The following is a 12,294-nucleotide window of genomic DNA, read 5'->3' on the forward strand; positions in this document are numbered from 1 at the left end:
AGAAAATTGAGGTGTTATACAGGGATATTGAAGCACTTATTTAATTTATACCAGAGCAAAAAAACAACATTGGAAATATATTTCTGTGTTATGTGCCACAGTTTAAATTAAAAAAGTATTTGCGTATTTTTTTATACAAATTCTATGTTATGCCCAATATCCTGCCCCTGGCTCCTGGAATGCGAGTCTTATGCCGTGATGCTGAATGGTTGGTACAGCGTGTAGAAGCATCTAATGACATCGGCTCACAATATGCAGTGCATATGGTGGGAGTTATGGCGATAGCGAAATAAAACGAGTGTTGAATTACACTCGCTTCTTGGTGCCTATACCTTTACTTCTGGGTTAACTGTTGAGTTGTAGCCTTCTTTTTGGGCTGCGAGCTCTTTAACCAACTCTCGCGCACAGCAACATGACAGCCCGACCCATAATGCGAGTGCGAGCCTTTGCTGCCGAGCGTTTTGGTTCTTTCGTACATAGCGTGCTAAATTTTCATAAAAATTTATAATTATGCTTTATTTGCAAGGCTTACAGACACTTCTAGTTTCAATTTTAGAAAAGAATACTGTTATGAAGGTAATAATGGCTGTAATACAATCCAGACAAGGATTTTAAGCTAATTTTTCCATAAAAATAGCACGCTAAGTACGCAAGTACCATAATTTTCACGCATAATAACTAGCGAGTGCATATGCATCCCCTGCATCATCTTTATCTTCTGTGTTGCGATATCGACACAGTTTATCGTGACCTACGAGCAGTACTTCTACTCCTGCAAGCTTGAGGTGGTGAATCCACAACGCCTGAGTAGTTTACCCCTGTTGGTTCTAACACTGCTACGGTTGGCTTTAAAGCCAGCAAATCACCAATACCAAATACTTTCTCTTCGGCATCAAGATTGGCACTATCTGTAATATTTCTCTTTTTTTTCAGGCTGGGATTTGCTTCGTATGTCTGAACGACATAAGTTGGAGTTAATTGACGCTTTGTAATTTTATGGTTAATGTAATTGCCGGGTTAATCGCTTATACATATGGCTCTTGCGTACTTAGCGTGCTAAAATTGTAAAAAAATAAGCTTAAAACTATTGCTGGGCTTGGCTTACAGCTATTATTAGTTTCAAAATGTTACTCCTTGTTAAAATTGAAATTATAAGTGCCTGTAAGCCTTGTAAATACAAGCATACTTGTAGATTTTAATGAAAATTTAGCACACTATGTACGAAAGAACCATCCATTCCTGCTACCTGTAATTGTTGTATCAGTCGCTTCCACTACATACTTATACCCGGATTTCTCACCAGGCTTGAAGAAATAAGGGTCAAAAACTGCCAAAATCTATATTGCACAACGATGAAAGCGGTTTGAAGTATAACCCCAAATAAAAATCATAGTATACCGAAACAGTTCGTATTTGAACAAGTAAGGTCATGTCCAGTTATAGTTAATTTCAATGACAAGCCTGTAACATCCGATGCAGGACTAACATTAATTACGGAACTGGACAGAAAAAGAGAAATAACGTCCCGGTTAGCAGCGTGTTTCAAAGACTACCGAGATCCCAATAAAATTTTGCATCCAGTTAATAGCTTAATTGCACAAAGAATATATGACTTAATCATGGGCTATGAAGATATCAACGATCGTGAAACTCTACGTCACGACCCAATATTTGCACTGGCGGTAGGAAAAGTAATTAATTCAGAACAAGAATCAATTACTTTGGCTGGGAAAAACACTTTAAATCGTCTTGAACATCGTCCAGAAGACGTATCTTCAAGATCGGATAGTCGATATCACCGTATTGAACATAGTACGAGTAGATATACTTAAATTTGTTCACGATTACTAGTAAAGGGAATGTATAAGCGCAACAAAAATAGTACTCTAGATACCGCAAAGCTATCGAACCAGCAAAAGAAGATGGTCTTCTGGCAACGGATAATGTTACTTAGTAAACGGCTTTTTGCACAGTCAGTATTTCAGGCGCTGCTGTATCCAGTTTTCTGTGGACTAGGTATCATCCTCATCTGTCTGGTTGCCCTGATAGAGTATCCGATTCATGTAACGGCTCAAACCCCCACCCCAATTATTGCTCCCACGACTGCCTCGAAGGCAACTACTAAACCCCCCAATGCACAGACTCGATGTAAAATTAATGCCTATATCATGAGGCTCAATGATTTTAACTTTACACAAAGCTCGTTTTTTATCGATACTTGGCTGTATGCTAATTGTAATAAACCGAATGCTCTTGACTTCAAAACCGTATATTTTCCTAACGGAAAAAACTACAAAATGACATATACTTCAACCACTCAAATGGGAGCGGGAACATATGTAATTGGTAATCTCCAAGGCACTTTTGAACAAAACTGGGATTTGAAAAACTATCCTTTTGATCGTCACAAGCTGCAACTTTTTTTTGAACCTAGTGAAAATATAAATGTTGACAATCTGGTCTATGAAAGTGATATGAAATCTTCCAAGATACATCCTGATATCAACCTGGAAGATGGTTGGAAGATTACTAGTTTCAATGTGAAGCCTGAAAGTTCTCACTATATCTCTAATTTTGGCGATCCAAGAATAAAAACTGATGAATTCTATTTTCCAAAATTGATAATTACTTTTGATCTCCAACGAATAAGTTACATGAGTTTCCTCAAGTTAACTGCGGGGGTCTATATTATCTTTGCTGTTTGCCTATTATGCATCTTTTTTGATGTATCGCAAAATGACCTTTTTACAGCGAGTCTTAGTCTACTAGTGGGTTGTTTGTTTGCAGTTTTCGTGAATTTGCAGGTTGCAGAGTCAATGCTTGGGCAAGTCGAAGAGGTGACTCTGGTTGATAAAATTCATATTGCTACAATGCTCTTTATTCTGTTTGTAAGTGCGATTCAGACCTTTTTTCACAGACTTTACAATGGCGAAAAAAAGAAAAATCTACTGCAAATAGAACACCTCAGTTTAGGTGCGACTCTTACAGCTTACGTGTTCATGAATATCTTCTTTATTACTAGTGCTCTCCTAACTGGGTGATAATTCTCGAAAATTAGGAACGATTATTCCAGATAGTGTTTGGGGAGAGTTAGTTCCTGGTAATTTTTCTTTAGTACTTGTGTTGCAATTAATTTGGGTACACGGATTGTAATTGTGTCTTTATTCTTCCAAATTGCCTAATAATGGTGCATTTTCACGTCTTCCTCCCCGGCGATCCTGTTTGAACACTTTTTTACTACTCATAAGCAAAATGAATTCATCACAAATTCATTTTACTTCTTTGAGTACCCAAGATATCTGATTTTTTTTCGCTGCAATAAGCAAAGCTTATTTATGTATTGCTACAATCTTTACTCTGCTTGGTTTTCAGACTTTTTCTTACGCCGAACTCAGGTTTACTAAAGTGGGAATCGCTATACCTCATTCAACGACTACCTCCAGTATTTGAAGCCGCAAGCAGAATTGCACGCCGCACCAACACCTCAAAAATAGGTACTTTATACCCATTCTGTGAGAGCGGCTTTGCGCCTTGTACTGCTGCACGTGCTGCCGCAAGCGCCATCTCTTCATTAATCTGTTTGCCAATTAAAACAGCCTCCGCAGTCCTAGCACGCAACGGAACAGGAGCGGCTGCACCGAGGACGATAGAAGCTTTTGTACAGCGTCCACCAGACTGCTCCAGCATCACAGCAGTTTCTGCGATCGCCCAGTCAAAAGACTCTTTCTCACCCTGTTTGAGATGCACCGATCGCACGTTTGCCCCCAGTACAGGTACCCGGATTTCTGTAATTAACTCGTTAGGCTGAAGCGAGTTTTCGCGCAGCACGTCTTTTTCTGGTGTGACGAAAAACTCTTCCAGTGCAACTTCGCGCACTCCTTTTGGACTCGTCAACACCAGTCGAGTACCAAGGGCGAGGAGTGCCGTTGCAGCTGTAGAAGCATGCACGCAAGGGCAAACCTCATTATCAAAAACAGCATGAAACTTGTGTTCCCCTTCAATAGCAAAGCATTCCTGACCTCCCCGCTTCAAACAGCGAAACTGTTCGGAGCGGAAATACCAACAGCGCGGACGTTGTAAGAGGTTTCCACCAATAGTAGCAACGTTACGGATTTGTGGTGTGGCGATATGACTTGCTGCTTCAGCAAGGGCAGTATAACCTTGACGGACTGCCGGATCTGTGCTGAGTTGAGCAAGTGTAACCAGAGGTCCGATGCGTAAACCAGTTTGGGCATCTGCACTTATGCGATCCAGGTTGGGAAGGGTGCGGATATTGACAACTCGCGATGGCGTAACTAACCCTTCCTTTAACAAATCCAGTAGATCGATACCTCCTGCTTTAACAATCGCCGTGTTATTTGCAGTTTGGTTTTTCTTGGTAGCAGCCATAGGGCTAGCAGCAACAACCGTAGCATCGGCAACCGTACTGTTGATTTGCGTTACAGCCTCATTGATGTTAGAAGCATTTGTCCATTCAAAGCGCTTCATGATGTTCTCCTTGATGCATTTAAGGCAGCTAGTACTCGCTCTGGTGTCATTGGTAATTCCCGCAAGCGTACACCAGTTGCGTTATAAATGGCATTGGCGATCGCCGACGCCGTTGGAATAATTGCTGGTTCTCCGATACCACCTGCATCCGTAGAACTACGCCCCTGATAATCCTCTAGCAAGAGAATTTCGATATTTGGAGTTTCACGGGAACCAATTATTTTGTATTGGTCTAAGTTCGCATTGACCATGACTCCCGATTTTTGACACAAATGCCGATTTTCGTAAAGCGCCCATGATGTGCCTTGAAGAATACCGCCATTAATTTGGTTCTCTAGTTGCAATGGATTGATGGGACGACCGCAATCATGAACCGCAACCACACGTTCAACTCGCACCAGCCCTATTTCCGTATCAACTGACACTTCAACAAACTGCACGCCACCTAACCCCCCATGGCTGAAGCCATCTCCAGAAGGAGTTTTGATTTGGAAACCACCATAGTCTTCGCTGCGGTTTGCCGTGACTGCAATTTGCTCGGTTGACAGTTTTTTGGCTGCTTCGCGAAACGATAGCCCTTTTGATGGCGCAGCACTCACAAAGATACGCCCATCTTTCATCGTCAAAGCATCTGCATTCACTCCTAGAGCGGGCGCAACTTGTTGTAGCATTTGTTGCCGGACACGATATGCAGCATTGCGAGCAGCTGGTGTGATTGAGCCAGTGGTTTTGCTACCGCCCGAACCCGGTCCTACAGGAAACATGGTATCACCAATTCGCACGGTAATATCTGTTGCTTGTAAACCGAACTCTTCAGCAACCACCTGCGCTAACACGGTGCGAATACCAGTGCCAATATCCTGGACACTTGACCTCACCTCAACTGAGCCATCCCGCAAAACTCGCACTTCACAAGACGAATCCATTTCAACGATGCGGGGCCAAAAAGACTGTGCCATACCAATACCCCGCTTAATCGATCCGGAGTCTGCACCAGGTGCGTGTCGCCGACTCCAACCAATGCGTTCGGCACCGATGCGGCGTTGTTCGCGACGTGTCGGACTTTCATCTATTTTGTCACGCAGCGCTAATGGATCTATTTGGAGCCGTTCGGAGAGTTCATCAATCAGTTGTTCTAGGGCAAAAGCACCTTGGGGATTGCCCGGTGCGCGAAAGGCAGCACCTGGTCCAGCATTGATGAGAACGTCGTACTGTTCCGAATCAAAGTTTGGGCATTTGTACATGACCTGAGCAACGTTGCCAACGCCTGCTCCCAATCCAACACCCGCCGTCCCGTAAGAACTGAGACTGATGGCGGTGAGCGTTCCGTCACGTTTGGCTCCAATACGCAGCCGTTGCATTGTACCCGGACGATTGCCAACGGCGAGATGCTCCTCTTTGCGATCGAGCATCAGACGCACGGGCGCACCTGCTTTTTTTGAGAGGTATGTCGCCGCAGCACCGTAATTACCGATTCCAAATTTAGCTCCAAAGCCACCACCCATAAATTCTGTGATGACGCGCACCTGGCTTTTTGGTAACTTGAACACATCTGCAAGCTCGTTACGCACACCTACAGTGTCTTGGGTGGAGATATAAACGGTTAAGCTTTCTGGTTTCCAATCGGCTACAATACCATGGGTTTCCAAGGCAGAATGGGTCTGTACTTGCGTGCGAAATTCCCCTTCAACAGTTACCTCTGCTTCCGCAAACCCTTGTTTAACGTCACCACGCGACCCTCCAAACAAATTTTCTTTGACTGGTCCTCGCACATTGCCGCGTTGGGGTAAACCCTTGGGTGCTCCACCACCGCCTCCCGTACCTGCTTGTTCTGTTGGTCCTTCAAAAACAAGGGGTGCGTTGGGCTGACGTGCTGCATCCATATCGGCAACAAAGGGCAATTGCTCGTACTCCACTCGGATCGCTCGCACTGCTTCCTCTGCAGCATCTAGTGTTGTGGCAGCAACAGCAGCAATTGGCTGACCGACAAAGCGAATGAGGGGCAGTTGTCCGGGTGTAACGGGTTTGGGATCGCGCTCTGTTGCGCCTCCTACTACCCTATCTAGGATATGCACGGCACGGACTCCAGGATAGCGTTCTGCAGCACTTGTATCGATGGAGCGAATGCGGGCGTGGGGATAGGGCGATCGCAACATTTTGCCATAAAGCATTCCGGGCAACTGCACATCTGATGTATAACGCGCTGCTCCTGTCACTTTGAGGCGGGCATCCAAACGCTGAGTGCGTTTGCCAATTACGGAAAGTTCGGCGTTGGGAGGCAGTGGTGGCGGTTCATCTGGTGGTATCTCTCGCTGAACTTGACTTATGTTTACCCCTGGAATACCAATGGCAAGAGTTGTCATCTTTCCTAGGGTAGATGAATTGGATTGAGCTTGGCTTTTTGCAGTTGCATCTGCAACGGTTGTAGCGATCGCAGAAGCCATAAAAATGACATAGCGCTTTCTATTTTTCTTGAGCTTGCGATTGGGAGCCATACCTTTAACTCCTTCCCCTTTGAATGGACTTAGCAGCAGCGAGGGTTGCTTCAAAAACTTTGGGATAGGTACCGCAGCGACACAAATTACCGCTTGTTGCTGCTTGTACATCTTCAAGTGTGGGGTTTGAATTCCTTGCTAGCAGAGCCGCGCAACTCATGACCATCCCTGGGGTACAATAACCGCATTGCATGGCATCGTATTCAATGAATGCTGATTGTACTGGATGCAAATTTTCTCCTTTGGCAAGTCCTTCGATGGTCGTGATGGCGCGAACGCCCACATCAATAACTAGCATCATACACGAACACACGGGTGTTGAATCCAACCAGACTGTACAAGCCGAACAGGAACCGCGATCGCACACAACTTTTGTACCTGTTAAACCTAGCTTGAAGCGCAACACTTCGGCAAGGGTGTTGTGAGGTTCGACTTCCACACGGCGTTCCATTCCATTAATGCGGAGTTGAATCGGCGTGCGTCCCGGACCAACAAAGTTGGAAGGTGCGGCTGCGGCTTCTTTAGTATTAATCAAACCAGAATCTACGATCGCTGCGCTAGCTACGGTGAAACTTGCCCTTTTGAAAAATCCGCGACGAGTCACACCGCTACGTTTTCTATTTTCAGGCTTGTCCTGTTTTGTCATTGTTCCTCACTGCCATTCGATGGTTAAGTGCGTGTAACGCCCAGGAATGCGAATTGCCGGATCTTAATGTTTTGATTATCGCGAATGAATATGACAGAAAAATGACAGTTATTGATTTACAAAGAAAAAAGATTAACAACAAAGTTCATATATAGCAATCCTATTTGATTTTGGAACTATATGTAGGGCTGGCAATGCTAGCGCCATCAAGGTGGATCAAAACTTCAGAAAATGAATAGCTTTCTCACCTCTTACCTCTGCGTACTTTGCGTCTTTGCGGTTAAAAAAATGACTTTTCAACCGCAGAGGCGCTGAGGGCACAGAGGAAAAAGAAGAGGAATTGCTGCCTGAATCAAAATTTTATGAGTAATTCATTTGATTGTAAACTGGAGCACATAACACATTCAATGAAATATGAATAAGGTGACGACTCCACACATTCCCCTGATTACAGGGTGAATGTGGGCTTCTAAAGAAATTAGGAAGTACGTCATTAGCCTCTGTAACCCGTTATGCAAGAGTTACTCCGTTTATTCAGAATACATAGGTACTTCAGAATACAGAGAGTAGCGTCTCGATCCCTAGTTCTGAACACCCTTACGGGTTCGCCAGTCCCCTACGAAAGGAAACCTTTCTGCAGGGCAGGCTCACTACGGTCAGTGATTAAACATCTCTACAGGAAGAAGAGAAGTGTTGCTGATACAAAACCTGGATAAACATTGGCAAAGGGAACCACGCTGAAAAGCGATCACCTGTTGATTAGGAATATCAATTATGAAAGTCTACGTTGTCAACAAATATGGTAAACCGTTAATGCCGACTTCCCCTCGTAAAGCTAGGTTGCTCTTGAAGGAAGGAAAAGCCAAAATTTCTAGTCGCGATCCATTTACCATTCAATTAATTTATGGTTCTAGTGGTTATACTCAACCAGGGGCATTAGGTATTGATGCAGGCTATGAAAATATTGGATATAGCGTTGTCAATGAGAAAGAAGAATTGATTGGTGGCGAAGTTCGGATGTTAAAAGGTATGTCTGAGCGATTGACAGAACGTACCAAATACCGTTGCCAACGTCGCAATAGAAAAAGATATCGTGCGCCAAGATTTGACAATCGTAGGTGTCAGGAAAATTGGTTGGCTCCAAGTATCAAGCACAAACTAGATACCCATCAGAAAATTCTTGACAAAATCCAGAAAATAGTTCCAGTTAAAGAAGTGGCGGTTGAGGTAGCTAGTTTTGACATTCAAAAAATAAAGAATGCTGAAATTAGTGGAGTAGGTTACCAGAAAGGTGAGCAGTATGGTTTCGACAATTTACGTGAATACATTTTGCACAGAGATCAGCATAAATGCCAAAACCCAAATTGTAAAAACAAAGATACCAATCCAATACTAGAAGTACATCATTTAGGATTTTGGAAAGAAGACAGAACAGATAGACCTGCCAACCTGATTACCTTGTGTGATAAATGCCATACACCAAAAAACCACAAAAAGAGTGGATTTCTGTTCGGATGGGAGCCAAAGCTGAAGTCATTTAAAGGTGAAACCTTTATGACAACAGTTAGATGGCGTTTGACCAATAATGGAGAACATAGCTCAACTTACGGTTATATTACCAAAGGCATTAGAAGAGAATTTAAAATAGAAAAATCACATCACAATGATGCCTTTGTAATTGCGGGTGGTACGACTCAAAAAAGAGTAGAATCATTAATCCTAGAACAAATTAGACGTAACAAGCGCTCAATGGAGCAGTTCTATGATGCCAAATACATTGATGCAAGAGATGGCTCGACCAAATCTGGTTCAGAATTATCCTCTGGTAGGAGAACTCGCAACAAACAAAAAAATGGTGAAAACCTCAGAGCTTACCGTCAACGCAAAATCTCAAAAGGGCAACGGCGAATTAAAAAATCCCGTTACCGATACCAACCCAAGGACTTAGTTCAATTTGAAGGGAAAGTGTATGAAGTTGTTGGAATGCAAAACTTAGGCACTGGTGTTAAATTAAAAAACTATCCTGGTATTAAAAATAAGGTGGTTAACGTTAATAAAGTCTATTCAATTAAAAGGAGATCTGGTTTATGCCAAATCGTGCCGTAATTGGCAATTCCTCATCGACTTCACTCCCGCGTTAATCTTTGATTAACATAGGTAGTTCGTCAATTCGTCATTGCCCCAAGATTCATCTCATCATTCCTCTGATTACAGAGTGAATGAGAGGCTTCTCTTGGATTAAGCTAAATAACGCTACCCATTTTCATTATTGTACCATTTTCCATGTTGATCTGTATTGATGCCCATATCCCCTTTCCTCGTCCTTTGGTTTATGCCACTTATCGAGACAAGCTAACGGAACTTGTGTCGTATATGCAGGGCAAACGCACCTTGTCAATAAAAATGCCATATTCTCAATAAACACCTAATGTTTCGCATTAAACCCTATTTATTGAGAATCAATACCATGAGAATTTTTACCTTACGTCTACGGATAAAAAAGAAGATTAACGAAAAACCTTATTTATACGTCAAATACATAAACTAAATTTTTTGTCCATTTAGTTTTGTTAATTTTAGATGCGTTTGCCCTGGTCGTATATGCCAAAGGTCAGAAAAATTAAGTTCAAATCAAGCCAAGAGCAAGACGGACTTTTATATCTAGTACATGAGTGGTCTGGCGGTGCCAATATTCCAGCAGTAGCACATGCTTTCCTTAGCGAAGATTTACTTAATTGGACAGAAAATTCTATTTGGAATAATTCAGACTATACAAATAGTTGGCACATCAAAACCCACGTCTTTACTGAAGCAGTTCGTTGTACGGGCAAAAATCACTTTTTCAAAGACGATCGAGGAACGGTAATCCAGAGCCAGGTCGAACTCATTATTGACCCTTCTCAGATAAAAGGTACACCGCAGCAGTTAACAGTAGCGATCGCTCGCATTGTTGAGAATTCGGTTCTTTCGGACATAGCGTGCTAAATTTTCCGGAAAATTTATAATTATGCTTTATTTGCAAGGCTTACAGACACTTATAGTTTCAATTTTAGAAAAGAATACTGTTATGAAGGGAATAATGGCTGTAATACAATTCAGGTAAGAGTTTTCCGCTAATTTTCTCCTAAAAATAGCACGCTAAGTACGCAAGAGCCGAATGTGCCTAAGGTATCTGCTCAACAAGCTCGTGACATTGCATCAAATACACGTCAAGGTTTGTGGGGGTTTGTCTTCGGTTCCTTAGTAGGTTTACTTGCTTCAATGATTGGATCTGTTGCTGGCGCTCGCAGCCCTCGCGTACATAGGAGTGAAGTATACACAAGTGAAAGAGTAAGCTAAGGAGTTCACTAACGCTCTTCCATCTATTAGCGAAGGGTGCAATGGCAAGTATCGCTGCTCTTGCCATGAAAAACCTGTTTGAAAGAGGTGGACAGGCAAATTATCGACACTACGCATACCCCTCACTTTTAAGCGCTATTCATCCCCACCGGGGTTCAGTCATATGACTCACCATAGCCAAAACGCATTTTGGATAACAATCCATGCCCAGAAGATAAAGCTGCTTGAGGATGCGGATCTCAAGGCTACGCAACTTAACTTTTAGAGACACAAATGTTTGAGATCTACAAGATCCCCCGACTTTTTCAAGAAGTCCGGGATTTAACCGAGATTCTGAGCAACTTAACCCATTAGAATTAATGTGGTCAAGTACTAGTCTTTAGAGTTTCAAGACAAACATCCATATAAAACTTGGCAACTTAGCCAGAAAGCTGATGCTCGACTTTAACACCTTAACTGAATTCTCAAGCACTTACTGCATTGGGATTTGTGCTTTTTTAATTCCAGCTAACCTAGTTACTACCTCATCAACAATTATTTGTACACTGTTGGGTCGTCCGATGATTAATATCTGGCAAACTGCTGGAATTGCTAGTATCTTTGCTTTATTGATGATACTGCATGTCTTTGCTTGGTTTATGATGGGAGTAGTTATGGCTCCCACATATATATTATTGGCCCTAGCAAGCATCTGTCTATTCGCCAATTTAGGCGCAGTTCTCAAGAGACAAATGCCTTGCAAATACATATAACTAAATACATTAAGTACTTATCAGTTAAAACCGTGAGGAGTTCAAACGACAATGGATAAGCCAATCCTGGAAAAAGATGACATTAAATATGAGTTGGGAATTAGTATACCGTGGTATGTGGCGGTATATTATCATCCCATAGCTCAAGGGAATTATTCTTATGCTATTGCTATTCATAACATATTAGAGCGCAACCCATTCCCCATTGCCGACTTTGACTCATGCCTGTTCGGCTGTTACTCTACAGCACTCCAAGCACTGAATGCCGCAGTTGAGGAAGCGAAGAAGAGAGCATCTGATTCTGGCAAAAACATCAAATAATTATCATGCTTTTGGAAAGTAGCAGATACTAATTTCTATGAAAACAGTGTTGATACTTGCATAAGCAAATGCTTAAATAGCAGATACTAACCGTGGAGCAGCAACTACTTATAGTTACTGCCCCACAATGGTGTGGTTTCAATACGGCTCGGTTAAGCATAAAAACACGCAATTACGTAGGTTGGGTTGAGGAACGAAACCCAACATTTATCGGCATTTGTTGGGTAACGCTTGTGCTCAACCCAACCTACAA

The 12,294-nt window shown here is 42.6% G+C and carries 11 protein-coding genes and 1 pseudogene; 8 read left to right on the forward strand and 4 right to left on the reverse strand.

The genetic code is table 11. The annotated features are described in order from the left end of the window. Positions 1-149: 149 nt before the first annotated feature. Positions 150-293, forward strand: a complete 144-nt coding sequence (locus tag F7734_RS25810) for a hypothetical protein (RefSeq protein ID WP_155747490.1) — start codon at positions 150-152, stop codon at positions 291-293. Between the two features lie 372 nt (positions 294-665). Here the strand turns inward: F7734_RS25810 and F7734_RS65500 are convergent, their stop codons facing one another. After that, positions 666-800, reverse strand: coding sequence for a hypothetical protein (locus F7734_RS65500; protein WP_279239761.1), 135 nt, complete (start codon positions 798-800; stop codon positions 666-668). A gap of 594 nt (positions 801-1,394) precedes the next feature. On the opposite strand from F7734_RS65500, the gene F7734_RS25815 reads away from it, so the two are divergent. After that, positions 1,395-1,832 carry a transposase gene (locus tag F7734_RS25815; RefSeq protein ID WP_347566285.1) on the forward strand — a complete coding sequence of 146 codons (438 nt, stop codon included), beginning with the start codon at positions 1,395-1,397 and terminating at the stop codon, positions 1,830-1,832. A gap of 27 nt (positions 1,833-1,859) precedes the next feature. Then, complete coding sequence (locus F7734_RS25820) at positions 1,860-3,041, forward strand: hypothetical protein (RefSeq protein WP_155747491.1); 1,182 nt, start codon at positions 1,860-1,862, stop codon at positions 3,039-3,041. Between the two features lie 385 nt (positions 3,042-3,426). On the opposite strand, the gene F7734_RS25825 is transcribed toward F7734_RS25820, so the two are convergent. The 3 genes from F7734_RS25825 to F7734_RS25835 are packed head-to-tail and all read right to left on the reverse strand — an operon-like array spanning position 3,427 to position 7,629. After that, the gene (locus tag F7734_RS25825) at positions 3,427-4,488 is read right to left on the reverse strand and encodes an FAD binding domain-containing protein (RefSeq protein WP_155747492.1); all 1,062 of its coding nucleotides are present in this window, start codon (positions 4,486-4,488) and stop codon (positions 3,427-3,429) included. Continuing rightward, positions 4,485-6,983, reverse strand: a complete 2,499-nt coding sequence (locus tag F7734_RS25830) for a xanthine dehydrogenase family protein molybdopterin-binding subunit (RefSeq protein ID WP_155747493.1) — start codon at positions 6,981-6,983, stop codon at positions 4,485-4,487. Before F7734_RS25830 ends, F7734_RS25825 begins: the two co-directional genes overlap by 4 nt. 4 nt (positions 6,984-6,987) lie before the next feature. Next, positions 6,988-7,629, reverse strand: a complete 642-nt coding sequence (locus F7734_RS25835) for a (2Fe-2S)-binding protein (protein ID WP_155747494.1) — start codon at positions 7,627-7,629, stop codon at positions 6,988-6,990. A gap of 774 nt (positions 7,630-8,403) precedes the next feature. Between F7734_RS25835 and iscB the strand changes: the two genes are divergently transcribed. The 5 genes and pseudogenes from iscB to F7734_RS25860 all read left to right on the forward strand — a co-directional run bounded on the left by iscB (position 8,404) and on the right by F7734_RS25860 (position 12,041). Beyond that, the gene (gene iscB / locus F7734_RS25840) at positions 8,404-9,735 is read left to right on the forward strand and encodes an RNA-guided endonuclease IscB (protein WP_155747495.1); all 1,332 of its coding nucleotides are present in this window, start codon (positions 8,404-8,406) and stop codon (positions 9,733-9,735) included. Positions 9,736-10,230: 495 nt separating this feature from the next. After that, a complete protein-coding gene (locus F7734_RS25845) occupies positions 10,231-10,614 on the forward strand; it encodes a hypothetical protein (protein ID WP_155747496.1) in 384 nt (127 codons plus the stop codon). A 171-nt stretch (positions 10,615-10,785) separates the two neighbouring features. Further along, positions 10,786-10,968: pseudogene (locus F7734_RS25850) on the forward strand (hypothetical protein); the annotation flags it as partial. Between the two features lie 434 nt (positions 10,969-11,402). Continuing rightward, positions 11,403-11,720: a hypothetical protein gene (locus tag F7734_RS63865; RefSeq protein WP_155747497.1), complete on the forward strand. Its 318-nt coding sequence runs from the start codon at positions 11,403-11,405 to the stop codon at positions 11,718-11,720. Between the two features lie 51 nt (positions 11,721-11,771). After that, a complete protein-coding gene (locus F7734_RS25860; RefSeq protein WP_155747498.1) occupies positions 11,772-12,041 on the forward strand; it encodes a hypothetical protein in 270 nt (89 codons plus the stop codon). Positions 12,042-12,294 lie beyond the last annotated feature (253 nt).

It is taken from the genome of Scytonema sp. UIC 10036 (assembly GCF_009725235.1).